25 protein-coding genes are annotated in these 25411 nt (G+C 63.4%); 19 read left to right on the forward strand and 6 right to left on the reverse strand.

What is annotated here, in order from left to right; all coding sequences use genetic code 11:
• Positions 1–109 precede the first annotated feature (109 nt).
• Together ACVZUB_RS11015 and ACVZUB_RS11020 are read left to right on the forward strand one after the other, a co-directional pair.
• Complete coding sequence (locus tag ACVZUB_RS11015) at positions 110–907, forward strand: ABC transporter ATP-binding protein (protein WP_007731166.1); 798 nt, start codon at positions 110–112, stop codon at positions 905–907.
• A complete protein-coding gene (locus ACVZUB_RS11020) occupies positions 904–3354 on the forward strand; it encodes an ABC transporter permease (protein ID WP_039973206.1) in 2451 nt (816 codons plus the stop codon). Before ACVZUB_RS11015 ends, ACVZUB_RS11020 begins: the two co-directional genes overlap by 4 nt.
• 3 nt (positions 3355–3357) lie before the next feature.
• Here ACVZUB_RS11020 and ACVZUB_RS11025 read toward each other — a convergent pair whose 3' ends face one another.
• Both ACVZUB_RS11025 and ACVZUB_RS11030 read right to left on the reverse strand, forming a co-directional pair.
• The gene (locus tag ACVZUB_RS11025) at positions 3358–4071 is read right to left on the reverse strand and encodes a TIGR03089 family protein (RefSeq protein ID WP_482628417.1); all 714 of its coding nucleotides are present in this window, start codon (positions 4069–4071) and stop codon (positions 3358–3360) included.
• Positions 4072–4109: 38 nt separating this feature from the next.
• Positions 4110–5642 carry an LCP family protein gene (locus tag ACVZUB_RS11030; protein WP_482628418.1) on the reverse strand — a complete coding sequence of 511 codons (1533 nt, stop codon included), beginning with the start codon at positions 5640–5642 and terminating at the stop codon, positions 4110–4112.
• A gap of 66 nt (positions 5643–5708) precedes the next feature.
• On the opposite strand from ACVZUB_RS11030, the gene rfbD reads away from it, so the two are divergent.
• The 4 genes from rfbD to ACVZUB_RS11050 are packed head-to-tail and all read left to right on the forward strand — an operon-like array spanning position 5709 to position 9388.
• Entirely contained in the window at positions 5709–6548 is an 840-nt protein-coding gene (gene rfbD, locus ACVZUB_RS11035; RefSeq protein WP_063316637.1) for a dTDP-4-dehydrorhamnose reductase, read from the forward strand.
• 43 nt (positions 6549–6591) lie between these two features.
• On the forward strand, positions 6592–7506 hold the full coding sequence (locus tag ACVZUB_RS11040) for a glycosyltransferase family 2 protein (protein WP_003940999.1): 915 nt from the start codon (positions 6592–6594) through the stop codon (positions 7504–7506).
• On the forward strand, positions 7503–8585 hold the full coding sequence (gene manB / locus ACVZUB_RS11045; RefSeq protein ID WP_037125580.1) for a mannose-1-phosphate guanylyltransferase: 1083 nt from the start codon (positions 7503–7505) through the stop codon (positions 8583–8585). The genes ACVZUB_RS11040 and manB overlap by 4 nt, the downstream gene beginning before the upstream one ends.
• 32 nt (positions 8586–8617) lie before the next feature.
• Positions 8618–9388: an SGNH/GDSL hydrolase family protein gene (locus ACVZUB_RS11050; protein ID WP_003940765.1), complete on the forward strand. Its 771-nt coding sequence runs from the start codon at positions 8618–8620 to the stop codon at positions 9386–9388.
• On the opposite strand, the gene ACVZUB_RS11055 is transcribed toward ACVZUB_RS11050, so the two are convergent.
• Genes ACVZUB_RS11055 through cofD form a run of 3 tightly spaced genes read right to left on the reverse strand, consistent with a single transcriptional unit; the run spans position 9379 to position 12318 of the window.
• Complete coding sequence (locus tag ACVZUB_RS11055) at positions 9379–9939, reverse strand: NUDIX hydrolase (RefSeq protein WP_003940680.1); 561 nt, start codon at positions 9937–9939, stop codon at positions 9379–9381. The two genes, ACVZUB_RS11050 and ACVZUB_RS11055, sit on opposite strands and share 10 nt — an antisense overlap.
• Positions 9940–9943: 4 nt before the next feature.
• The gene (locus ACVZUB_RS11060; RefSeq protein ID WP_482628419.1) at positions 9944–11329 is read right to left on the reverse strand and encodes a coenzyme F420-0:L-glutamate ligase; all 1386 of its coding nucleotides are present in this window, start codon (positions 11327–11329) and stop codon (positions 9944–9946) included.
• Entirely contained in the window at positions 11326–12318 is a 993-nt protein-coding gene (cofD, locus tag ACVZUB_RS11065) for a 2-phospho-L-lactate transferase (RefSeq protein ID WP_003940958.1), read from the reverse strand. The genes ACVZUB_RS11060 and cofD overlap by 4 nt, the downstream gene beginning before the upstream one ends.
• Positions 12319–12698: 380 nt before the next feature.
• On the opposite strand from cofD, the gene ACVZUB_RS11070 reads away from it, so the two are divergent.
• Positions 12699–12977, forward strand: a complete 279-nt coding sequence (locus ACVZUB_RS11070) for a WhiB family transcriptional regulator (protein ID WP_020907098.1) — start codon at positions 12699–12701, stop codon at positions 12975–12977.
• Between the two features lie 175 nt (positions 12978–13152).
• On the opposite strand, the gene ACVZUB_RS11075 is transcribed toward ACVZUB_RS11070, so the two are convergent.
• Positions 13153–13641, reverse strand: coding sequence for a metallopeptidase family protein (locus tag ACVZUB_RS11075; protein WP_003940797.1), 489 nt, complete (start codon positions 13639–13641; stop codon positions 13153–13155).
• A 79-nt stretch (positions 13642–13720) separates the two neighbouring features.
• Here ACVZUB_RS11075 and ACVZUB_RS11080 point away from each other — a divergent pair, with 79 nt between their 5' ends.
• From ACVZUB_RS11080 to ACVZUB_RS11135, 12 genes are all read left to right on the forward strand, one after another.
• Positions 13721–14107 (forward strand): DUF3499 domain-containing protein, encoded by a 387-nt coding sequence (locus ACVZUB_RS11080; protein ID WP_007731177.1) that lies wholly within the window; start codon positions 13721–13723, stop codon positions 14105–14107.
• Between the two features lie 127 nt (positions 14108–14234).
• On the forward strand, positions 14235–15608 hold the full coding sequence (locus tag ACVZUB_RS11085; protein ID WP_003941022.1) for a phosphomannomutase/phosphoglucomutase: 1374 nt from the start codon (positions 14235–14237) through the stop codon (positions 15606–15608).
• 163 nt (positions 15609–15771) lie between these two features.
• Positions 15772–16866 carry a tobH protein gene (locus ACVZUB_RS11090; protein ID WP_217018684.1) on the forward strand — a complete coding sequence of 365 codons (1095 nt, stop codon included), beginning with the start codon at positions 15772–15774 and terminating at the stop codon, positions 16864–16866.
• Positions 16867–18099, forward strand: a complete 1233-nt coding sequence (gene manA, locus ACVZUB_RS11095) for a mannose-6-phosphate isomerase, class I (protein ID WP_063316634.1) — start codon at positions 16867–16869, stop codon at positions 18097–18099.
• Between the two features lie 8 nt (positions 18100–18107).
• Positions 18108–19067, forward strand: a complete 960-nt coding sequence (locus tag ACVZUB_RS11100) for a cation diffusion facilitator family transporter (protein ID WP_482628420.1) — start codon at positions 18108–18110, stop codon at positions 19065–19067.
• A gap of 86 nt (positions 19068–19153) precedes the next feature.
• The gene (locus tag ACVZUB_RS11105) at positions 19154–20650 is read left to right on the forward strand and encodes an amino acid permease (protein ID WP_030535015.1); all 1497 of its coding nucleotides are present in this window, start codon (positions 19154–19156) and stop codon (positions 20648–20650) included.
• A 111-nt stretch (positions 20651–20761) separates the two neighbouring features.
• Complete coding sequence (locus ACVZUB_RS11110) at positions 20762–21988, forward strand: alkane 1-monooxygenase (protein ID WP_030535014.1); 1227 nt, start codon at positions 20762–20764, stop codon at positions 21986–21988.
• Entirely contained in the window at positions 21988–22173 is a 186-nt protein-coding gene (locus ACVZUB_RS11115) for a rubredoxin (RefSeq protein ID WP_003940827.1), read from the forward strand. Before ACVZUB_RS11110 ends, ACVZUB_RS11115 begins: the two co-directional genes overlap by 1 nt.
• Positions 22170–22352 (forward strand): rubredoxin, encoded by a 183-nt coding sequence (locus ACVZUB_RS11120; RefSeq protein ID WP_003940894.1) that lies wholly within the window; start codon positions 22170–22172, stop codon positions 22350–22352. The genes ACVZUB_RS11115 and ACVZUB_RS11120 overlap by 4 nt, the downstream gene beginning before the upstream one ends.
• Before the next feature lie 48 nt (positions 22353–22400).
• Complete coding sequence (locus tag ACVZUB_RS11125) at positions 22401–23042, forward strand: TetR/AcrR family transcriptional regulator (RefSeq protein WP_003941024.1); 642 nt, start codon at positions 22401–22403, stop codon at positions 23040–23042.
• Positions 23043–23102: 60 nt separating this feature from the next.
• Positions 23103–24581 (forward strand): adenosylhomocysteinase, encoded by a 1479-nt coding sequence (gene ahcY / locus ACVZUB_RS11130; protein ID WP_003940766.1) that lies wholly within the window; start codon positions 23103–23105, stop codon positions 24579–24581.
• An 80-nt stretch (positions 24582–24661) separates the two neighbouring features.
• Positions 24662–25303, forward strand: a complete 642-nt coding sequence (locus ACVZUB_RS11135) for a dTMP kinase (RefSeq protein WP_482628421.1) — start codon at positions 24662–24664, stop codon at positions 25301–25303.
• Positions 25304–25411: the final 108 nt, after the last annotated feature.

The raw sequence follows: 25411 nt of genomic DNA on the forward strand, positions 1-25411 counted from the left end.
CGGGATGACACCGGGCTCTCCAAGATCGCCCCGCACTCCGACGCGGAGACCACTTGCGCTGCAATAACGTCGATTCCGTCATAGCGAGAAGCTTTACGGAGGGCAAAAAATGCATGCGCACACCACGACGGAACCAGCCGCAGTGCCGGCGATCACTGCCCGCGGTGTCACCAAGGTGTACGGCACCGGTGAGACCACGGTTCACGCGCTCGGCGGAGTCGACGTGGACTTCGGTCGCGAGCGGTTCACCGCGATCATGGGCCCGTCCGGCTCCGGAAAGTCGACGCTCATGCACTGCCTGGCCGGACTCGACACGGTCTCGGGTGGGCAGGTTTTCCTGGGCGACACCGAAGTCACGAAACTCGGCGACACGGAGCTCACCGAACTGCGACGCGAGCGGATCGGATTCGTCTTCCAAGCGTTCAACCTGCTACCGGTGCTCACTGCTCGGGAGAACATGCTGCTGCCGATGAAGCTGGCAGGTAGTGAACCCTCGTCCGAGTGGATGGACGAGGTGATCGGAAAGCTGGGCCTGTCGCAGCGCCTCGACCACCTGCCGCACGAGTTGTCCGGCGGTCAGCAGCAACGTGTAGCTGTCGCCCGTGCATTACTGCCCCAGCCCGACGTGATCTTTGCCGACGAGCCTACCGGCAACCTGGATTCCCGTTCCGGGACAGAGGTTCTGGGACTCTTGCGCACCAGTGTCCGGGAGACCGGTCAGACGGTCGTGATGGTGACACACGATCCGGTGGCGGCGTCGTACGCGGATCGAGTCGTGTTGATCGCGGACGGGCGTATAGCCGGAGAGATCGACCATCCCACCGTCGACTCGGTGATCGGTGCCATGCGAGCTCTCGGTGCCGACGACCTGGCCGATGTTCCTGCAGTTTCGGGTGCATTGCGATGAGAGGTCTGGCTTTTGCGCAGGCGCGGGCACACGCCGGGCGCTATGTGGCGTCGATACTCGCGGTGGTGATCGCCGTCGGATACATCGTCGCGACGTTGACTTTGAGCTCGACGGTCGACGCGAGTGTGAGCAAATCACTTGCGACGCAATACGAAACCACAGATGTCGTCGCGTCCGGTCCAGGCGTGACGGAAGCACTGCTGAGCGCGGTGCCGGGCGTCTCGGCGGTGGCCGACGACGTGTCGACCTATGTTCGTGTCGACTCCGAGGCAAAGGGCGCGTCCTACGGGGATGCGCTCTCGATTGCCGACAATCCCGAATTGCGTTGGGAGAAGGTGTCGGAGGGATCGATTCCGGCCGGTCTGGGGCAGGTGTTGGTGAGCGCGGACTCCGGGATACCGATCGGTGCCCGAATCACAGTCACGGCACGTGATTCGACGGTCGGTGCCGCCGCACCCACCGCGGAGGTAGTCGGACTGGTCGACCTCTCCGGTTCGGCGCAACGACTGGGCGGGATCAAGATATTCACCACCGCCGAGCAGGTGAGCGCGTGGGCCGGTGACAGTGCCGAACGTGAGTTCCGTGTCGCCGGTGACGGTTCACGCTCTCAGCAAGAACTCGTGGATTCGATCTCGAGCGCGTTGCCCGCGGACTCCACCGTGCTGACCGGCGAAGAAGCCACAGACAATGCCGCAGCCGAATACATGGGCGGCACCAAGATCCTCAGCACGGTGTTGCTCGCCTTCGGCGCCATCGCCGTTGTTGTTGCCGCGCTGGTGATCGCCAATACATTTGCCGTGCTGCTCGCGGCGCGCACTCAGGAACTTGCGTTGCTGCGATGCGTCGGCGCCACGGCCAAACAGGTTCGCCGGAGCATTCGCAGTGAAGCCGCGGCGGTCGGCGTGATCGCCTCGGTGATCGGCGTCGGACTCGGTGTCGGACTTGCCTGGGCAATCGGTCGCGTAGCAACGGCCGCAGATGTGCCGGTTCCTCTTTCGTCACTGAGCGTCACCCCGGTGACCGTGCTCGTCGGTCTTGCCGTCGGCATCGTGATGACGATGCTCGCTGCATCTGCGCCCGGGAGGGCGGCAACGAGGCTCTCCCCGCTGGCAGCACTGCAGCCGATGGAGTCCAAGCCCGAGAGCGTTCAGGTATCGGTGGTGCGCCGGGTTCTCGGCGTCGTGATCCTGCTCGCGGGCATCGCGATGACCGTCCTGGGAGTGACGAATCAGCAGGTGCCGGCCGCAACCGCCGGTGGACTGTTCTCGTTCCTGGGGATCGCGGCACTGTCCGGTCGAATCGTGCCTGCACTGATCAATGCGGCCGGCGGAGTGTTGGCGAGACTGATCGGTCCGGTGGGAAGCCTGGCAGCAGGCAACGCCGGTCGGAACCCACGCCGCACCTCGGCGACGGCCACCGCATTGTTGATCGGTGTTGCCTTGACGAGCACGCTCGTCGTGGGAATCGCGACGGTCAAGGAAGCCGCACCCGCGGCGATGGACAGTCAATTCCCCGTCGACGTCATGGTGAGCAGTTCAGGTTCGGCACCGCTTCCCGCAGGGTTGGGCACAGACATCGCCGCGGTCAACGGTGTCGGCGCGGTGAGCGGTCTGGACAAGGCCGAACTGACGATCGACGGGCGCGGTTCGTTGGCCGGATTCGGCGTCGACGCTGCGCGGGTGAAAGATGTTCTGCGTACCGAGATCTCGGTACCCGCGGCCGGTCAGTTGGTGCTCTCGCCCGCTGACCTGACCGAATACAAGCTCTCGGCGGGCGATACGGCGACGGTGCGTGGGGATCGCGGCGTCGTGAACGTCAGCGTGGTCGAGGGCGTGAAAGGTCAACCAGCACTACTGGATCGAGGCGATCTCGGTGCAGCGGCCACCGCGCCGACCACCGATTCGTACTGGGTAAGGCTGGGGACGGATACTGACGAACAGGCTTTGGCCGCCACCGACCGCATCACGGAACTGGCACGCCAGGAAGCGCCGGGCAGCGATGTTCAGGGCATGACCGAGATGCGTTCAGCTCTCGATTCGATCCTCGACACCATGCTCATGGTGGTTGCCGGATTGCTGTCGGTAGCGGTGTTGATCGCTTTGATCGGCGTCGGAAACACCATGGCACTGTCCGTTCTCGAACGGCGCCGCGAATCCGGACTGCTTCGCGCACTCGGACTGACCAAGAAGGGAATTCGAGCCATGTTGATCTGGGAAGCGCTGCTCGTGGCAGGAGTCGCATCGGTGATCGGAGTGCTGTTCGGGATGGTGTTCGGTGTAGCCGGTACCGCATCGGTATTCGGGATCGAGGACGTCGCCCTCAGCGCAGTGCCGTGGGTGCAGTTGGTAGCCATCGTGTTGATCGGCGGAATCTGCGGTGTGATCGCGTCACTGCTCCCCGCTAGGCGGGCGGGGCTGGTGTCACCGGTAACAGCTCTCGCGAGCTAGCGTTCAGAACTGTTTCGTGACCTTCTCGGTGCCCACTCGGCGCGCGGTAGCTTCCGCGTCCGGGTGGGCCACCTGCACGAGTGAGGCGCCCGCGGCGAGAACTGCCAGAAGCCCGTCGATCAATTCGTCTGCCGTGTCCCACGTGCGACTGGAGAGGACACGATCCGTCGACACCAATTCGACGTTCTTCGCCGATGCCCGTGCCGCGTCGATCGTGTCCGCTACGGACCGGCCTTCCAGCGCCGAACCGGCCCCGGCGCTACGGAACTGGTCGCCGTGCACACGGATGGAGGTTGCGTAGTCGGCGACGCCGAGCGGAAGATCGCTCAAACCTTTGCCGAACGCGTCGAGGGAGAGTGCGGCTACCTCCGGTACCTCCGCAACATCGTCCAGTCGGTCGGCAGTGACAAAAGCCAGTTCGGCGTCGGCGTCGGGGGAGAGGACCACCTCACCGCCTGCCCACCACACACCCAGCAAGACGGCGACGCTCTGCCAGTGCGCGGGAAGCAGCACGGCAACTTTGCCGCCGGGCTCGAGAGCGAACTCGTCGCGGACCATATTCGCTGTCTTTGCCGCCCAGTTGGCCAGAGTGCTCGCAGACAATTCGATGCGCTCGCCGGTGGCGTCGTCGTAGTAGGTCACGCGAGGGCCGGCCGGGTCGGCAGCCAGGATCGGTCCGAGGAGGGCGTCGGTCAGGTTGTCTACAGGCGAAGGCACGTCGTCAGCTTACGCAGCCGTTCAGTTCACACAATTTTTCAGTTGACACAGCGCGGGCCGTTGGAGGCCGCGTCGATCGGCGGGCCGGGAGGGGCGGGAGTGGGGCTGGTCTCGGTGGTGCTCGACGATTCAGTCGTGCTTGTCGCTCCTTCGGACGGGGATACCGCATCCGCGGACTGCGGGCCGCTGTAGTCCTCGGCAATGACAACCCGAATTTTGCCCGAGGACAATGACGAATCCGCCTTGACCGTCAGACCGCCGAGTGCCTCGGCCACCGCGAGTGCTGCGTCGTCGTCCGCGGACTTTGCGAACACCGTCGATTCGGTGACGTCGGAGCCGGTGTTGTTGCCGACCTGACCCTGCTTGTACCCGAGGGCACTCAACGCTTCGGAAACCCCGCTGGCCAACCCTGCGATGTCACTGGCGTTTGCGACGTCGACCGTGATCGAGGACGCATTCACCGTGGTCGGTGCTTCGGAGGTCTCCTCCGAGTCCTCGCTGTCGGCGCCGACCAATCCGGCGATGTACTTCTTGACGGCCTTGGGATCGACCTTGACGATGGATTCGCCGTAATCGGTCATGCCGTTGATGTCGAGAACGGGAATGGTCTCGAATTGCACCTTGCCGCCGGCCAGATTCTGCAACTGCTTGGCGAACTCGATGATGTCCCAATCGTCGTCGATCACGACGGAACGCTGGACAGCCGAGGTCAGCTGGCTGAGCTTGCCGGGGTCACTGAGGGTTTTTGCGCTGAGTACCTTGCTGACGAGAGAAGCCATGAACACCTGCTGGCGAACGATCCGGTCCAGGTCGCCGCGAGGAAGGTCGTGTCGTTGTCGCACGAAGCTCAGCGCGTCGGCGCCGTCGAGTGTCTGTTTCCCGGCCGCGAAATTGGCTCCGGACATCGGTTCGTCTACCGGCGCGTTGAGGCACACGTCGACTCCGCCCACTGCGTTGGTCAGCAGGACGAATCCGAGTAGTCCGACTTCGGCGTAGTGATCGACGGTGATGCCGGTCAGATTCGCCACCGCTCCGATGAGCGCGGTCCGGCCGGCTTCCGTCGACTTCTTGTCTGCGTCGCCGTCGGACGACCCGTTGTTGACCAACTTCAGCCGCTCGGTTTCCTTGGTGGCACCGAACGCGGCGTTGATCTTCGACATACCGATACCCGGGACGTTGACGTACGCGTCGCGGGGAATCGAGATCGCGGTCGCGGAACTCCCGTCGTTGGGGACGCGGATCAAGATGATGGTGTCGGTATTGGATGCAACTTCCTCACCTGCGCGCAACGAGTCGAGCTCGCTTTGTGAGAGCGGGTTGCCGTGCGCGTCGGTTCGACTGTCCGTTCCCACCATCAGAATGTCGATTGCTCCGTCCTTGCCGCCACCGAGGCCGAGTCCGCTGGCAGTGGCAAGGCTGTTTCTCAACGAGTCCACACCCCGCCATGCGAACCCGGTGACCAGCAGTACGAGCACGGACAGCACCGCGACCGCTATGCGAGCCGGGCTCGTCTTGGTCCGAATCGGCGCAGGTCGTGGACGCGCGCGGCGCTGCGGTTGCTGGTGGGACACCCCTTCAGGTTACTGGTCCGATGCTCGGCCGCGGGTACCTCGACGCGGCGTGCCAGACTCAACCGTGTGACGAATATCCTGCTCACCGGCGCCCGAGGGCAGCTCGGAACACGTATCGATGCTCTCGCAACGTCGGCGGGTCACACTGTGACGGCCGTCGGTTCCCGCGAGCTCGACATCACCGACAGCCGCGCGGTTGACGACTTCGTCTCGCCTGATTCGGTGCTGATCAACTGCGCTGCGTACACGGCCGTCGATGCTGCCGAGACCGACCAGGAGGCGGCGAGCGCGGTCAACGAGATCGGACCGCGGAATCTCGCGCAAGCCTGTGCGCGGGCGGGTTCGCGGTTGATCCACGTTTCGACGGACTACGTCTTTCCAGGCGATGCAAGCTCGCCATACGACGTCGATGCACCGACCGGTCCCGCGACGGTCTACGGCCGAACCAAACTGGACGGCGAGATCGCTGTTCGAGAGTCGGGGGCTGACGCGGCCGTTGTCCGCACCGCGTGGGTGTATTCCGGTGTCGGCACGGATTTTGTCGCCACGATGAGAAGGCTCGAAGCCGAACGCGAATTCGTGAACGTCGTGGACGACCAGATCGGGTCACCCACGTACAGCGTCGATCTGGCCGGCGGCATCGTCGAACTCGCGCTGCTGGACTTCACGGGTGCGTCGACATTCCACGTGACGAACGGCGGGCAAGCAAGTTGGTACGAGTTGGCGCGAGCTGTTTTCGAGGAGATCGGAGCAGACCCTGCTCGGGTGCGCCCGTGCAGTAGTGCGGAGTTCGTACGCCCTGCCCCGCGCCCGGCATATTCGGTCTTGTCCGAGCGCGCGTGGGTTACCGCGGGAATGACGCCGCTGCGTCCGTGGCGAGAGGCTCTGCACGCCGCTCTGGCGTGAGCATTGTTCGGGACAGTGGCCGCGGACGGCTAGGCTGACCGGCGTGAGTCCCAAGCTGGCCGTGGTAACGGTGACCTACTCGCCAGGCGAGCATCTCGAGAATTTCTTGAGCACGCTCGCTGTGGCGACGACAGAAAAACCCCAGGTCATCATGGCCGACAATGGGTCGACCGATGGTGCCCCCGAGGCCGCCGATGCCAAGTACGAGCATGTCCGTCTGCTTCGAACCGGCGGAAACATCGGGTACGGGGGAGCGATAAATCGGGCTGTAGCGGAGATCGATTCGTCGATCGAATTCGTCGTGATTTCCAACCCGGACGTCCAATGGGCACCCGGTTCACTCGACGAATTGGTGGCTGCGGCAAATCGGTGGCCAAGGGCCGGTGCACTGGGGCCGAAGGTCCTCGAACCGGACGGCAGTGTCTATCCGTCGGCGCGAACGGTGCCCGACATCACCTCGGGCGTCGGGCACGCGTTGCTCGGTACCGTATGGCCGAAGAACCCGTGGACTGCTCGTTACCGTCAGGAGAACGAGGCCGTCACCGAGCGTGCAGTGGGGTGGCTTTCCGGGTCGTGCCTGCTGGTGCGACGCGACGCCTTCGACACCATCTCAGGTTTCGACTCTCGTTACTTCATGTACATGGAGGACGTGGACTTCGGTGACCGCCTCGGAAAAGCCGGGTGGCTCAACGTATTCGTCCCCTCGGCCGTCGTCACCCATGCCAAAGGCCATGCGGCAGGACGTCATCCGGAACTGATGTTGCCTGCCCATCATCGCAGTGCGTACCAGTTCCAGGCTGATCGCCATCCGCACTGGTGGCAGGCTCCGCTACGACTTGCCTTGCGCGGTGGCCTCGCGGTGCGATCCAAGATCGCCGTAGCTTCTGCAGTTCGCGAGCGCGCTCGCACCGACAACTCGACCGACAACCCATCAGTTTCGAACCACGGGGGAAAATGATGTCCGATCCGAATCCGACCGACGCCGTAATCCTGGTAGGCGGCAAAGGCACTCGGCTGCGTCCGCTGACGCTGTCGGCACCCAAGCCGATGCTTCCGACCGCCGGCCTGCCGTTCCTGACGCACCTGCTCGCCCGCATCGAGGCAGCCGGAATCAAGCACGTCGTGCTCGGAACGTCCTTCAAGGCAGAGGTATTCGAGGACTACTTCGGCGACGGCTCCAAGATGGGCCTCGAGATCGACTACGTCTTCGAGACCGAACCGCTGGGCACCGGTGGCGGAATCCGCAACGTTCTCCCGAAGTTGCGCGGTGACAACGTCATGGTGTTCAACGGCGACGTGCTCGGTGGCACCGATCTGAACGGCATTCTCGAGACCCACGAGAAGACGGACGCCGACGTGACCCTGCATCTGGTTCGTGTGGGAGACCCGCGAGCATTCGGTTGTGTTCCGACCGACGAGGACGGACGAGTCTCGGCATTCCTGGAGAAGACCCAGGATCCGCCGACGGATCAGATCAACGCCGGCTGCTACGTCTTCAAGCGCGAAATCATCGAACAGATCCCCGAAGGACGACCGGTGTCGGTCGAGCGCGAGGTGTTCCCGAATCTGCTGGCCGAGGGCAAGCGGGTGTTCGGCCACGTCGACTCGTCGTACTGGCGTGACATGGGAACCCCCGAGGACTTCGTTCGCGGTTCCGCCGACCTGGTGCGAGGTATCGCACCTTCGCCGGCTCTCGAAGGTCCGCGCGGCGAGTCGCTGGTTCACCCCGGAGCCGGAATCGCGCCGGGCGCTGTCCTGATCGGCGGCACGGTTGTCGGTCGGGGCGCAGAAGTCGGCGCAGGCGCTCGCCTCGACGGTGCAATTCTCTTCGACGGCGCCGTTGTGGAAGCCGGCGCGGTGGTCGAACGATCGATCCTCGGATTCGGCGTCCGTATCGGACCCCGAGCGCTGGTCCGCGACGCTGTCATCGGCGACGGCGCGGACATCGGTGCGCGGTGCGAATTGTTGCGCGGCGCACGCGTGTGGCCGGGGGTGACGCTGCCGGACGGTGGCGTGCGCTTCAGCACAGATGTGTGATCGTTAGCTGACCTACTGGAATACTGGCGGGTATGACTTCTCTTCCGAGCCGTTACGTTGCCCTCGGTGACTCGTTCACCGAGGGCGTCGGCGACGCCGACGAACGATTCCCCAACGGTCTGCGCGGGTGGGCAGACCGAGTGGCCGAGCAGCTGGCGGTGAACAATCCCGACTTCCGCTACGCCAACCTGGCGATTCGTGGTCGCCTACTCGGACCGATCATCGACGAGCAGTTGGAACCCGCTCTGGCGTTGAAGCCCGATCTGGTGACCATCTACGCCGGCGGAAACGACATGATGCGTCCGAAGCTCGACATCGATGCGATGGTCGCCCGCTACGATTCGGCAATCGGTCAGCTCACTGCATCCGGCGCTCGGGTTCTGATGTTCACCGCGTACGACACCGGATGGTCCGCCTTCTTCGGCAAGCTCCGCGGACGTCTGGCGATCTACAACGAGCTTGTTCGCGAGGTGGCCGACCGCCACGACGCGACCCTCGTCGACTTCTGGCGATTCTCCGAATATCAGGACCTTCGGATGTGGGACTGGGATCGCCTCCACATGTCGCCCTCCGGGCACGAGAACATGGCGACGCGTGTGCTCGACGTGCTCGGCGTCGAACACGGATTGACCCCGCCCGATCTCGGGCCTGCGCCGGTTCTCACGAAAGCCGAAACTCGTCGCGAGGATCGTCAATGGGCGCGAGAGTTCTTGGTGCCGTGGGTAGCTCGGCGCGTGAAGGGAACATCTTCGGGCGACGGCGTGAGCGCCAAGCAGCCCCAGCTTTCTCCGATTCAGTCCTGATTCTTGCGCTGACGGGCGAGCGCGACCAGGTGGTCGATGGTCTCGCGTTCCGCTGTAGGTGGGAGCGCGTCCACCGGCCACCATCTGAGGTCGGTGGACTCTGCGCTGCGGACGATATGTGAATTGTCCGGCGCCACAACAAGAAACCGTAGATCGAGATGGCGAGTCGGTACTCCGAGTGAGCACGTGATCGGATGCGTGTGGGCGGAGAGTAGGTCCGCGTCTATCCGAACGTCGTGAATTCCGGACTCCTCGCGAGCTTCCCGCAATGCCGCATCTACCACCGTCTCGTCGTCGGGCTCGCAGTGGCCGCCGAGCTGAATCCACCTGCCCACCTTGGGATGCAGGGTCAGCAAGACGTGGCAGCCACTCTCGTCGAGAACGAGAGACGACGCGGTGATGTGTCCCGGTGCGTGGCGACGAAGGCAGCCGTCCGGAGCCGAATCGAGGAACGCGAGCATCGTGTGCCGCAATGATTCGTCCGCTTCGGAGGACGTCTCCCAGCCCTCCAGGACGCCCTTGGCGGAGGCGTGCAGCGATTCGGCTGACATGGACCTACAGCTCCACCAACGCGTCCCCGGGGGCGGAGACAGAGCGCGGAGTCAGTGGTTCGAGGGGGTGCCCGATTGCGATGGCACCGAGTGGCTGCCAATCCGCCGGGAGATCGAGTTGTTCGCGTACGAGATCGGCGGCGAAGATCGTCGATCCGATCCAGCAGCTTCCCACGCCGCGCGTAGCCAACGAGACCAGCAGTCCCTGCACTGCCGCGCCGGCGGCGACCGTGAACATCGTCGACTCCGCCGCGGTTCGTCCGGCATCCGGATAACTGTGTGCGCCATCGGGCACACAGAAGGGAATGACGACCTCGGGGGCCTCGAACAGGATGTTTCCGCGGGCAACCCGGGCCTCGACGGATTCGTCACTGCGACCGTCGGCGCGAAGATCGGCGACCCACTTCTCGCGCATCTGCTCGAGAAGAGCCGTGCGGACCGACTCCGTGCGTAGCCACACGAATCGAACCGGTCTCGTGTGGTGCGGTGCGGGAGCGGTGAGTGCCTCGGCGATCGAGCTGCGAATGATCTCCGCGTCGACGGGATCACTTGCGAACTGTCGAACCGATCGACGCAACAGCAGCGCCTGGCCACGGCCCATCGCCGTAGCTTCCTCGGTGCCCAGCCAGAACAGATCGTCCGGGCCGCGGCGAATCAGATCCTGGCCACTCGAACCGTCGTCCTCGAACCGAAGCCCACGAACGACGGCGACGGGAACGCCGCCCAGCTTGCCCTTGACCAAGTCGCCCGCAGCGGCGATTTCGTCCGCGATCGCGATCTCGGTGACGATCAGATCGTTGCCCTGACTGTCCTGTGCTCCGAGGTAGCCGTGCAGGACCGGAATGCCGGAGGAACCGATTGCGGCGTCGGTCTGCCCGTTGCGCCACGCACGACCCATCGTGTCGGTGACGACGACGGCGACGGACTTGCCCGTGCTCTCGAGAATTCGGGCGCGCAGACGCGCAGCGCTCGCATCCGGATCCACGGGGAGCAGCGCCAATTCGGCACCGTCGACGTTGGAGCCGTCGATGCCCGATGCGGCCTGCACGATTCCGAGTTTGTTCTCGGTGATCAGAGTGCGGCCCTTGCGTGCCACGACGCGGACGGCTTCCTGATCCACCAGGAGGCGTCGTGCCGCGTCGCGCTCTTCCGGATCGGTCGGTGAGGAAACGATGCGACCCTCGACTTTGGAGAACACCTTGCTCGTGACGACAACGACGTCGCCGCTCTCGAGCCACGGCGTCGCGTCGACGACAGCGGTGGCCAAGTCGTCTCCGGGCCGGAACTCGGGAAGCCCGAGCACGGGAATGACTTCGATTGCGGCGCCGGGGGAGTGATCACCGGGAGAGTGATTTCTGTCGCGGCTTGCTTCGGTTCCGGGCTCGGTCACAGTTCGACTCCGGCGATCTCGAAAGCCGTGCGAACCATTTTCGCGGTCTCTTCGGGGGACGTCATCAAAAGTGGGATGCTTCGCACGTCCACCCCGTCGATGTCGGCCGTGTCACCTTCGTCGACGAGCCAGCCGTCGAGAATACCGTTGATCGAACGAGCTCCGTAGTGGCGACCGATCGCCTCCGAAGTCGTCTCGACCCCGATCACCTCGAGGCACTCGTCAGCCATGCCGCGCAACGGTTTTCCGCCGATGACGGGGGAGAGGCCGACAACCTTGGCCGCGGTTGTTCGCAGGGCACCGCGAATGCCGGGCACCGCGAGGATCGCGCCGACGCTCACGACGGGATTGGACGGTGCGATCAGCACGATGTCGGCACCGTCGATCGCCTCGACTACCCCTGGCGCAGGCTTGGCCTGCTCGGCGCCGACGTGAGCGAAGCTGTGCGTTTCCACCTGTGCCCGATGGCGTACCCACCACTCCTGGAAATGAATCGCCTTCTGCTCACCGTCTTCCGGATCGGTGATCACGACGTGTGTTTCGCTGCGGTCGTCGCTCACGGGAAGCAGTGCGACACCGGGATTCCAGCGATTGCACAACGCTTCGGTGATCGCGGACAACGGATATCCCGTGCGGAGCATCTGGCTGCGAATCAAATGCGTTGCGATATCGCGATCTCCGAGGCCGAACCAGTCCGGCTTCGCGCCGTACGCGGCGAGTTCTTCTTTCGCATTCCAGGTTTCGCCGGCGTGCCCCCACCCGCGTTCGGTGTCGATGCCGCCGCCGAGTGTGTACATACAAGTGTCCAGATCGGGGCAGATGCGCAGACCGTGCATCCACACGTCGTCCCCGACGTTGACGACGGCCGTGATGCGATGTGGGCCTTCGTATTTCTCGAGGGATTCACCACCGGCGATTCCGAGCGCGTTTTGAACACCTTGAAGGAAACGGGCCCCGCCGACGCCGCCAACCAATACAGTCACGTTCACGACAACAGAGCCTAGGCGGTCGGCGCGTCGTCGTGTCTGGCGGGCAGAAGGTCCCGTCAATTGAGGGCCGGAATACTAATGGATTCATCTCGTTTAGCTTGACCGCGACACGCTGGACGTGTGTAATCTCAAATGTGTCATTCCAACCGCTACTTGTGAGTTCACTTGCAGCGGGGCCGGTTTCGAACACAGTTTCGAACGGTCGACGGGGTGGGGTTGAAGATGGAGTGAAAATTCTGCGCTATTACAGGTGAGGAGGCGGAACGATGCCCAATGAAAATGTCGAGATCAGTTCTCTCGCAATGACAGTAAGCGACGAACCGCAGACCGATTCCCGAGCAGGCGCAGCAGAAGGTGCCTGCAGCAGTGAGTTCGACGGTATGAGTACTCGGCCAGTGCTGAGTCTCGTCACCGGCTTCGAAGAATTGTTCGACACCATCGAGGATCAGTGGCAGGAGCGTGCTCTCTGCGCGCAGACCGATCCCGAAGCGTTCTTTCCTGAAAAGGGAGGATCGACGAGGGAAGCAAAACGGATCTGCCTCGGTTGTGAAGTTCGTGACGAGTGCCTCGAGTACGCGCTCGCGAACGACGAACGGTTCGGAATCTGGGGAGGGTTGTCCGAGCGCGAGCGTCGGCGACTCAAGCGGGGGATCATCTGATCTGCTGCTGAATCGGTTCTGTCAGCGTCGGGGCTGACGGGCGGTCTTCGAAAGTCTGACCTGCAACGGGGAATTGCAGGTCAAGCAACGACTGTTTTGTTCTTCGTGTGGATTTACTTCTTCGTGTGACATCAGTTTTTTCGTCTGACAGTGCGTCAGTCCTCGTCGGGCAGTATCAGTCCTCGTCGGGCAGCGTGGGGTCGATGACCTGTGGGTCGACGCCCAGATACGTCCCGACTTGATGGACCAACACGTCGTGCACCAGATCCGTGAGTTCTTCCGGATCCTTCGCTCGCTGCTCCAATGGGCGGCGAAACAGCACAATTCTTGCGCGAGTCGTATTTCCGTGACGGTCGATTCCGGCCGGAATCAGTCGTGACAGTGGAACCGGGCCGTCTGCGATGACCTCCGGCGGCCATGTGACGGACTCCGGATCGTGCGCGTGAATCTTCGGAACTTCGTCCACTGCGATGTCGAGTTTCGTCAGCCGGTCGTGCCATGCGAGGTCGACGGGAGAGAAGGCGTCGAGCACCAGGAGATCGAACTTCTCCGCGCGGGTACGCCTGGCGGGCACCTCCGGGGGAAGTAGCGGTCCGCGCAGGCCACGGCCGTGTCGCTCGATGGAACGAGTAGTGACCGAGCGTCGGCGGCGGGCTTGTGGCATGGCGCCAGATTACGACAGGAGAAACTGCTCGGTGTGTCCGAGTAGGTTCCGGACGTGGGGAGGGCTAGGCTCCGTACCTGTGAGATCTCTGCGTCGCTGCTGCCGCCCCGGGTGCAAGAACCCCGCCGTCGCGACGCTTACGTATGTCTACTCGGACTCCACTGCGGTTGTCGGGCCGCTGGCAACCGTCGCCGAGCCCCATTCATGGGATTTGTGTGACACTCACGGCTCTCGAATCACCGCCCCCAAGGGGTGGGAACTCGTCCGCCACGAAGGCGGATTCGCGTCGAGTACTCCCGACGAAGACGATCTGACCGCTTTGGCCGAAGCTGTACGTGAGGCCGGTCTCGGAGATCGCAGCAAGTCCAACGTCGATGCAGATGAGGACATACGTCCCGCAGCTCCGAGTACTGCCCGTACAGGGCGTCGTGGACACCTACGCGTTCTGCCCGACCCGTCCAACTGACGCGAGATTCGTCGCCGTAGACGCTAGGCTCGACCGAGTACTTCCACACCCGAGTACTGCGAATCTCCGGACGCCATGCGCCCGGACGTTCCCGTCTGTGAGGGTGCATGCACAAGGAGAGTTTTCAGTGGGGCGAACAGCCGAGTCGGTTGCTGCAATCATCAAGGCGTACGACGTACGCGGTGTGGTCGGTGAGCAGATCGACGAAGATTTTGTCCGCGACGTCGGTGCGTCGTTCGCCCGCCTGGTCCGCGACGAGGCCGGCGCCGCCACGACGGTTGTGATCGGCTACGACATGCGCGCATCGTCGCCCACACTGTCTTCGGCTTTCGGTGACGGCGTGCTTGCTCAAGGGCTCGACGTCGTCTACATCGGATTGGCGTCGACCGACGAGCTCTACTTTGCATCCGGTTTGCTGAACTGCCCGGGCGCGATGTTCACGGCGAGCCACAATCCCGCCAAGTACAACGGCATCAAGATGTGTCGGGCCGGCGCCAAGCCGGTCGGTCAGGACACCGGCCTCGCAGTCATCTCTGCCGAGGTCGTCTCGGGTGTTCCCGCGTACGACGGACCGGCAGGCACCGCCAGCACCAAGGACGTCCTCGAGGAATACGCGAGCTACCTCCGCGGATTGGTCGACCTGGCTGCGTTGCGCCCGCTGAAGGTCGCAGTCGATGCAGGCAACGGTATGGGCGGCCATACCGCGCCGGCCGTATTCGGGCCGATGCCCCTCGACGTCCTGCCGCTCTACTTCGAGCTCGACGGCACGTTCCCCAACCACGAAGCCAATCCGCTCGATCCGGCCAACCTCGTCGACCTGCAGGCCTACGTGCGCGAAACCGGAGCGGACATCGGCTTGGCGTTCGACGGTGACGCGGACCGTTGCTTCGTCGTAGACGAGAAGGGCGACCCGGTCTCGCCGTCCGCGGTGACGGCACTTGTCGCCAAGCGCGAACTCGCGAAGGAACCGGGCGCGTCGATCATCCACAACCTGATCACGTCACGGGCAGTGCCCGAACTGGTCGAAGAACTCGGCGGCGTCGCTATTCGTACCCGAGTCGGCCACTCGTTCATCAAGCAGGAGATGGCCGAGACCGGTGCGGTGTTCGGCGGCGAGCACTCCGCTCACTACTACTTCCGCGACTTCTGGGGCGCCGACTCCGGCATGCTCGCGGCGCTGCACGTACTCGCCGCACTGGGCGAGCAGGATCGTCCGCTCTCCGAGTTGATGGCGGAGTACACCCGCTACGCGGCCTCGGGCGAGATCAACTCCACCGTGGCTGACGCGGCAGATCGTACGGCCGCTGTACTGGCGGCATTTGCCGACCGCACCGAGTCGGTGGATCGCCTCGACGGTGTCACGGTCAGTCTCGAGGGAAATGCCTGGTTCAACTTGCGCGCGTCCAACACCGAACCACTGCTGCGACTCAACGTCGAAGCACCCACGTCCGCCGATGTCGACGCATTGGTGAACGAAATTCTGGCGATCGTCCGGGCTTGAATCCGAGTCTGATCGGTTTGTCGGTGAGCCGAAGCCCTGGGATAGTTGGGGGACTATCTCAGGAACGACGGCCTCGGGAACGAGGGCTTTGCCACCACGGACCGCGTGGAGCTGGAATGCTGGATGGTGCGGGAACTGCTAACGGAGAAGGGGGTGCGGTGAGATGACAGCGCCGATGCCGCTTCTCGACCTCGACGACAGCGAGGGTTTGTCAGCTGCCGATTCGGAAGGGCTACTGCGGTCTGTAGCCATGGGCGGCGCACAGATTCGGGCCACCGCGTCGGCCGTCGGTGAGGGTGTGATCTCCCGATTGGCCGGTCTGCGTCCGCGCAGCGTCGTACTCATCGCCGGCGCGGGTGGCGCCCGGCACGGAGCCAGGATCGCGCTTGCTCTCGTCGGAGATTCGGTCGGTTGCCCGCTCCTCGTTCTCGACCGGACGCCGTCGTGGGCCGGGCCATTGGACGTGATCGTCGTCGCCGGTGACGATGCCGGTGATCCACGCCTCGTCGAATCCGTTGACAGTGCCGTACGCCGCGGCGCCGAGGTTGTTGTCGCCGTTCCCGACGAAGGGCCCATGCGAGCCGTGGCGGCCGGGCGCACCATGCCCTTGCCACCGCGGCTCTACGCCTCGCCCCGGCACACTATGACGCGGTTCCTCGCCGTCTTCCTCGCGGTTGCCGCCGAAATCGAGGGCAAGGGATCGATCGAGGACCGTTCGGCGGTGCTCGGTCGAATCGCCGACGCAGTTGATGCGGAGGCGCTGCGGGACGGACCTGCCAACGAGGTATTCCACAACCCGGCCAAGTCGTTGGCCACCAGGATGAGCGGCCGGCGAGTCGTTCTGTGTGGAAGTGGTTCCGTGACAACAGCACTCGCAGAGTTCTCGAGCGTTGCGTTGATGAGCTCCGGCCTGAACGCCGCTGCCGCCGAGATATCCGAGGTGATTCGTTCGGCGCGGGCACTGTTCGCGCCGGACGCAGCTTCACGTGATTCGGTGTTCCACGACCCCTTCTTTCACGATCCGCAACTCGACGGCGCGCTGCCGACCCCGCCGGCGCGGGCGTTCGTCTTCGCGACCGAATCCACGCGCGGGGAGGCGAGGCGCCGGATGGACGCACTGGCTGACGCCGACCTGGTGGTTGCGGCAGACGAAGACCAGACCAACGTGGTCATATCGGAGATGGAGCAGGTATTCGTGTTGGCGTCTCGAGTAGACATGGCCGCGGCGTACGTGCAGTTGACGGGCGGTGCGAAGTAAGTGCGTGAACTCGAAGGTGCACTTCGTTCTTACGCGTGGGGCTCGCGAACGGCAATTGCCGAACTACGCGGTCTTTCGACTCCGTCGAATCATCCCGAAGCGGAATTGTGGTTGGGCGCGCACCCGGGTGACCCGGCGCGCGTGATCACCGAATCCGGAAGCGAGTCGTTGCTCGAGGTCCTGCACCGCGAACCCGAACGCGAACTCGGCCGTGAGAACCTCGAGGCATTCGGTGAGCGACTCCCATTCCTGCTCAAGCTGCTTGCGGCGGAAGAACCGCTGTCGCTTCAAGCGCACCCCAGCGCCGTTCAAGCCGACGAGGGTTTTCGTCGTGAGAACGCACTCGGCGTTCCCATGGAATCGCCGATTCGCAACTACAAGGACGGCAGCCACAAGCCCGAACTCGTTGTCGCGCTCAGCAGATTCGAAGCGCTTGCCGGATTCCGCGAGCCGACGCGGACTGTCAAACTGCTGCGCGCTCTGGCCGTCGACGAGTTGGAGCCGTACATCGGTCTGCTCGAAGGCCAACCCGATTCCGACGGACTGCGGGCGTTGTTCACGACATGGATCACGCTGCCGTCCACGGTGCTCGGGACCTTGCTCCCTGCCGTACTTGCCGGGTGCATCACCTACGTCGCGCACCACGACGCCGAATTCGTGACCGAGATCCGCACCGCGCTGGAATTGAGCGAGGCGTACCCCGGCGACGCCGGTGTTCTGGCGGCACTGCTGCTCAACCGCGTCACCCTCGAGCCCGGCCAAGGACTGTTTCTCGCTGCCGGCAATCTCCACGCGTATCTCCATGGACTCGCGGTCGAGATCATGGCCAACTCCGACAACGTTCTGCGCGGCGGGCTGACACCGAAGCACGTCGACGTGCCCGAATTGCTGAGGGTTCTGGACTTCGTCGGGGCCGATATCGAAGTGCTCGATCCGGCCCCGTCATCTGGATCAGGTCAGTCAGGATCAGGTAGATACGAGTACGTCACGCCGGCGCCCGAATTTCGTTTGACGCGTCTGGAGTTCGACGCTAATTCCACGGACATCGTCGTCGACGCTTCAGGCCCGCGGATTCTGATCTGCACCGACGGCGCGGTCACTGCGACGTGCGGCGCCGACACTCTCGACCTCGATCGAGGCCGCGCGGCGTGGATCGCTGCCGACGAGCCTGCGATACACCTGAGCACACGGACCCCGACTGCGCAGGTTTTCAGTGCCGTAGTCGGAAACTAGGAGACATTGTGTCGGCTCATGGTGGCAAGAAGGCAATTCTGGCGGCCCTCGGAGCCAATGCCGGAATTGCCGTAGCCAAGTTCGCCGGATTCTTGATCACCGGATCGTCGTCGATGCTCGCCGAATCGGTGCACTCGGTGGCCGACACGTCCAATCAGGGTTTGCTGCTCCTGGGGCAGAAGAAGGCAGAACGTGACGCGGATCAACTGCACCCGTTCGGCTACGGGCGCAACCGATACTTCTATTCGTTCGTCGTTGCACTGGTGCTCTTCACCCTAGGTTCGCTGTTCGCGATCTACGAAGGCATTCACAAGATTCAGCATCCGGAAGAACTCAATTCGGCTTTCGTGGCAATCGCGATCCTGTTCATCGCGATCTGCCTGGAGGGCTACAGCTTCCGGACCGCAGCGAAGGAATCACGACCGCTCAAGGGAAATGCGTCGTGGTGGAACTTCATCCGAACCTCTCGTAGCCCGGAACTCCCGGTTGTGCTGCTCGAGGACACCGGCGCATTGATCGGTCTCGTCCTTGCACTCGGCGGCGTCGGTCTCACGATGGTGACCGGAAATCCGGTCTTCGACGGCATCGGAACTCTGTGCATCGGTGCCCTGCTCGGCATCATCGCGATCATTCTGATCATCGAAATGCAGTCGCTGCTGATCGGTGAGGGCGCAACGGCGGTGGAGACCGAACTGATCCTCAACGCCCTGGTCGACGGAACTCGTATCGAACGCGTCATTCATTGCAAGACGCAGTACCTGGGTCCCGAGGAGATCCTTGTTGCTGCCAAGGTTGCGGTGCCGATCGGATCGACGATCTCGGATGTGGCGACGGCGATCGACGAGGCCGAGTCTCGCGTGCGCGCTGCAGTGCCTGCGGCGCGGGTGATCTACCTCGAGCCGGACCTGGATCGTCTCAGCGCAGGAGATCGCCCTGAAACAGATCTACAGGCTCCCGACAAACCCTGAACAAAGCTGCGCCTGCGGGCTTAGGCTGATGCCATCTCTCTACTTGCCCATGGTGGGACCTGCTGGTCCCCAGCAAGGAGGCGGCAATGGCTGTCAAGGACGAGCAGGCCGGATCTGGACGGTCGAAGCTGTTTCGAACCAAATCGATCGAGCAGTCCATCAAGGACACTGACGAGCCGGAAACCAAACTCCGGAAAGAACTGAACTCGTGGGATCTCACGGTGTTCGGTGTCGCAGTCGTCATCGGTGCGGGCATCTTCACACTCACGGCTCGGACGGCGGGAAATGTCGCCGGGCCGTCGGTCTCGCTCGCGTTCGTCATTGCCGCCATCGCCTGCGGACTGGCAGCGCTGTGTTACGCCGAATTCGCGTCGACGGTCCCGGTTGCCGGTAGCGCGTACACGTTCTCGTACGCGACGTTCGGCGAATTCGTCGCCTGGATCATCGGCTGGGATCTCATCCTCGAATTCGCCTTGGCGTCTTCGGTGGTCGCCAAAGGCTGGTCGCTGTACCTCGGCGAAGTGATGGGCTCACGCAGCCCGATCGTCGAGTTGGGGCCGATATCGTTCGACTGGGGTGCGGTGCTGGTGATCGCTGTCATCACGATCCTGCTCGCGACCGGCACAAAACTCTCGTCGAGGGTGTCACTGGTGATCACGGCGATCAAGGTCGCGGTGGTGTTGCTGGTGATCATCGTCGGTCTGTTCTACATCGACACCGACAACTACTCGCCGTACATTCCGCCGTCGGAGCCGGGCTCGACGGGAGAGGGCATCCACCAGTCGTTGTTCTCGTACGTGACCGGGGCCGGTGGCAGCACGTTCGGGTGGTACGGATTGCTCGCGGCAGCCAGTCTGGTGTTCTTCGCGTTCATCGGCTTCGACGTCGTCGCCACGACGGCGGAGGAGGCGAAGGAGCCGCAGAAGGCGCTGCCACGCGGCATCCTGGGTTCTCTCCTGATCGTCACGGTTCTGTACGTGGCGGTGACACTGGTGCTGACGGGGATGGTGAAATACACCGAGCTCGAGGGCGATACCTCCAACCTGGCAACGGCATTCGCTTTCCACGACATCACGTGGGCGAAAAACGTCATCTCGTTCGGCGCTTTGGCCGGTCTCACGACAGTGGTGATGGTGCTGATGCTCGGGCAGACCAGGGTGCTCTTCGCGATGGCACGCGACGGTCTGATGCCACGACGCCTGGCACCGACCGGCAAGCACGGAACCCCTGTGCGGATCACGATCTTGGTCGGCGTCGTGGTCGCGGTGCTCGCCGGCGTTTTTCCGATCGGCACCCTCGAGGAAATGGTCAACATCGGCACACTGTTCGCTTTTGTTCTCGTCTCGATCGGGGTTCTCGTGCTCCGTCGGACGCGTCCCGACCTACCTCGCGGATTCAGGGTGCCGCTGGTCCCGCTGGTCCCGATTCTGGCCGTCCTCGCGTGTCTGTGGCTGATGTTCAACCTGTCGGTGGAGACCTGGATGAGGTTCGTGGTCTGGATGGCCCTCGGCGTTGTCATCTATTTTGCCTACAGCAGGCAGCATTCGATGATCGGGAAGCGTGAACGCGGCGAAATCGAGTAGATGTACAAAGTTTATGATTCGTCTATCACTTGTACAAAATCAGTAGTACTGTCTACCTCATAGTGAACTGACTCACAGTTTTCGGGTCGGTCCGAATCGAGGAGGTAGACCGTGTCGACGCACGTGGACTCGCAATCCGGCCAGACGCTCCCGCCCGAGCAGTGGCGTGACAAGAAGAGATACCTCTGGCTGCTCGGCCTCGTGCCGCCGACGGCGGTCTTCATCGCCGTCGGATTGGTCGCGTTGTTCAACAGTCTCGGATGGAATGCGGTCTCGCCGGTGTGGTGGTGGATCGGGCCGCTTCTCGTCTACATCCTGCTCCCGATCCTCGACATCTTCTTCGGCCCGGACGGCGAGAATCCGCCGGACGAAGTGATGGAGCGCCTCGAGAACGACAAGTACTACCGGTATTGCACCTACATCTACATACCGTTCCAGTTGGTCAGCCTGGTCCTGGCCTGCTACCTCTGGTCGGCGACCGATCTGTCCTGGCTCGGAATCGACGGGGGACTTGGGCTGATCTCCAAGATCGGTCTGGCGATCAGTATCGGTTGTGTCGCAGGAATCGGGATCAACACCGCACACGAGCTCGGTCACAAGAAGGACGATCTCGAACGCTGGTTGTCGAAGATCACTCTGGCGCAGTCGTTTTACGGCCACTTCTACATCGAGCACAATCGTGGACACCACGTGCGCGTCGCCACGCCCGAGGATCCGGCGTCGTCTCGCTTCGGTGAGAGCTTCTGGACCTTCCTGCCGCGCAGTGTGTGGGGATCTCTGCGCTCGTCGTGGTCCCTGGAAAAGGCCAGACTCGATCGACTGGGTAAGAAGCCGTGGACAATTCGCAACGACGTCCTGCATTCGTGGTTGATGTCCGTCGTACTGTTCGGTGTCCTCGTCGCCGTCTTCGGCCTCTCGGTACTGCCGTTCCTGGTGCTGCAGGCCGTGTTCGGATTCTGTCTGCTCGAAACCGTCAACTACCTCGAACATTACGGACTGAAGCGTCGTCGTCTGGACAGCGGGCGGTACGAGCGTGCAGCACCGGAGCACAGTTGGAACAGTGATCACATCTGCACCAACATCTTCCTGTATCACCTCCAGCGTCACAGCGATCATCACGCGAACCCGACGCGTCGGTATCAGACGCTTCGAAGCATGGACGGTGCGCCCAACCTACCCAGTGGGTACGCGAGCATGATCATCCTCGCCTACGTTCCACCGCTGTGGCGAAAAGTGATGGATCCCAAAGTCCTTGCGCACTACGGCGGCGACATCACCCGCGTCAACGTTCAGCCGTCCAAGCGTGATCGCATCCTTGCTCGGTACGGAGCAGCGTGATGAGCAGCTATCGATGCCCGGTGTGTGAATACGTCTACGACGAATCGAAGGGTGCACCACGAGAAGGGTTTCCGGCGGGCACGCCGTGGGATGCCGTGCCGGACGACTGGTGCTGTCCGGACTGCGGCGTGAGGGAAAAGCTGGACTTCGAGCCGATGCCGGCAACGGCGGGGAGTGAATCATGAACGACTACAAGCTGTATCAGTGCGCGCAATGCGGCTTCGAGTACGACGAGGCAGTCGGCTGGCCGGAGGACGGTATCGAACCGGGCACTCGCTGGGACGACATTCCCGAAGACTGGAGTTGCCCGGACTGCGGGGCGGCGAAGAGCGACTTCTTCATGGTTGAGGTCGAACGACGGTGAGATGCGTCGGCGTCGAACGGCCCTAGGTGCGGCGGTAGTGTCGTCACCATGACTTCGACGCCCACTCGTCTGCCGCAGAAAGAAGCGTCGCGCCTGCTGCTGCGTACGTCGGTGCTCGATTCGATGCGTGAGTTGTTGACCGAGCGCGACTGGTCCGAGGTGACGCTGACGGTTCTGGCCAAGCATGCCGGTGTGAGTCGTCAGACGCTCTACAACGAGTTCGGCTCGAGGCAAGGGCTTGCCGAGGCGTACGCGCTTCGCCTTGCTGACGGCTTCGTCGACGCGGTGGACGAGGCCATGGTGGCGAACGACGGACGTGCAGTCGAGGCGTTGACGGCGGGTTTCGGATCGTTTTTCGCCTCCAGTGCAACCGACCCGTTGGTGATCTCTCTGCTCACCGGTGAGGCCAAGCCGGACCTGCTTCGCCTGATCACCACCGACAGTGCGGTCATCATCGAGCGCGCGTCGTCGCGGCTTGCGGAGAGTTTCCAGCGAGGGTGGATACAGGCGTCACCCGCCGACGCCGGAATTCTGGCCAGGGCGATTGCGCGTCTCGGGCTGAGCTACATTTCGATGCCGCCGGAGTCCGAGGCTTCGGTGGCGGAGGATCTGGGCATACTGCTCGGGCCGTTCATCGACGTGGCGCGCGAGGGCCGCGCAGTAGAGGGGCGGGCGGGAGAGGGCGTCTAACCGATAGCCTGGTACACCGATAGGCTTGTGCAGAGTATGCACGTCAACCAGGAGAGGCAGATGACGACCTCAGTTTCAACAACGCCCGTGGCCGAGAGCCGTAACGGCATCGACTTCAAAGTTGCAGATCTTTCGCTCGCGGAGTTCGGTCGCAAGGAAATCCGTCTGGCAGAGCACGAGATGCCCGGCCTCATGGCGCTTCGTCGCGAATACGCAGAGGTGTTGCCGCTCAAGGGCGCTCGCGTTTCCGGCTCGCTGCACATGACCATTCAGACCGCGGTGCTGATCGAGACGCTGACCGCGCTCGGCGCCGAGGTCCGCTGGGCTTCATGCAACATCTTCTCCACGCAGGATCACGCTGCCGCCGCCATCGTCGTCGGTCCGCACGGCACCCCGGAAGAGCCCAAGGGCGTTCCGGTTTTCGCCTGGAAGGGTGAAACTCTCGAAGAGTACTGGTGGGCGGCCGAGCAGATGCTGACCTGGCCGGGTGAGCCTGCCAACATGATTCTCGACGATGGCGGCGACGCCACCATGCTGGTGCTCAAGGGCGCACAGTTCGAGAAGGCCGGCGTCGTCCCGCCGACGGACGACGACCAGGATTCCGACGAGTACAAGGTCTTCCTTGCACTTCTGCGTCAGTCCCTCGAGTCCGACAAGGGCAAGTGGACGGCAATCGCCGAGTCCGTCCAGGGCGTCACCGAGGAGACCACCACGGGCGTTCTGCGCCTGTACCAGGTTGCCGCTGCCGGTGAACTCACGTTCCCCGCTATCAACGTCAACGACTCGGTCACCAAGAGCAAGTTCGACAACAAGTACGGCACGCGCCACTCGCTGCTCGACGGCATCAACCGCGGCACCGACGTTCTGATCGGCGGCAAGGCTGCGCTGGTCTGCGGTTACGGAGACGTCGGCAAGGGTTGTGCCGAGGCACTTCGCGGCCAGGGCGCTCGCGTCGCGGTCACCGAGGTCGACCCCATCAACGCCCTGCAGGCGCTCATGGACGGCTTCGAGGTCAAGACAGTCGAGCAGGCCATCGGCTGGGCCGACATCGTGATCACGTCCACCGGTAACAAGGACATCATCACGTTCGAGCACATGAAGGCCATGAAGCATCAGGCCATCCTGGGCAACATCGGTCACTTCGACAACGAGATCGACATGGCCGGCCTCGAGAAGTCCGGCGACGTCACGCGGATCAACATCAAGCCGCAGGTCGACGAGTTCACGTTCGCCGACGGCCACTCGATCATCGTGCTGTCCGAAGGCCGCCTGCTCAACCTCGGCAACGCGACGGGCCACCCGTCGTTCGTGATGAGCAACAGCTTCTCCAACCAGGTCATCGCGCAGATCGAACTGTGGACGAAGCCGGACGAGTACGACAACGAGGTCTACCGCCTCCCGAAGCACCTCGACGAGAAGGTCGCCAAGATCCACGTCGAGGCACTCGGTGGCACGCTGACCAAGCTCACGAAGGATCAGGCAGAGTACATCGGCGTCGACGTCGAAGGCCCGTACAAGCCCGAGCACTACCGCTACTGACCCGGTGATTCGTCGCTGAGGATGTAGTGGCCGCCGTCCCCCGGTCTGCGCAAGCAGGCCGGGGGATAGGCTTGTCCGCCGTGGGAACACTGGTGGCATTGGAAGGCCTCGACGGCGCTGGAAAGCGAACGTTGATCGGCAAAGTGGAGAGCGAACTCCGCCGCGGCGGCACGTCGATCGCGACTCTGGATTTTCCGCGGTACGGGAAGTCGATCCACGCGGATCTTGCTGCCGAGGCACTCAAAGGATCGCACGGAGACCTGGCTGAATCCGTGAACGCGATGGCAGTCCTGTTCGCCCTGGACCGCGCGGGTGCGGCGGATCGGATCTCGGACCTGTTGTCCGCCAACGACATTGTTCTCCTCGATCGCTACGTGGCGTCCAACGCCGCCTACAACGCGGCGCGCGCGCATCAGGGCGTGGACGGCGAGATGGTCGCCTGGGTCCGTGAATTGGAGTTGGGTCGACTCGCTCTTCCCGCTCCCGATCTGCAGTTGTACCTCGACGTACCGGTAGCTCTGGCCGGGCAGCGTGCCCGCTCGCGTGAGGCCGAGGACGCGTCGCGTCAGCTCGACGCCTACGAGCGCGACGGCGGCCTGCAGGCCAGAACCGGTGAGCTCTACAAGCAGTTGGCAGCGACGGACTGGGTCTCGCCCTGGTGGATCGTGGGGCCGGAGACGGACCCGGGCGAACTGGCGCGCAGGCTCGCGGATTTCGCGTGATCGGTCACCCTTGCGGCCGGGATTCGAACTTTCCGGCACAGTAGAGGGAAAGACGCGGCACGCCGCACGGCCTCGTAACGGTCTGATTCATCGCTCCGAGATGCAACG

It is taken from the genome of Rhodococcus sp. OS5 (assembly GCF_056837585.1).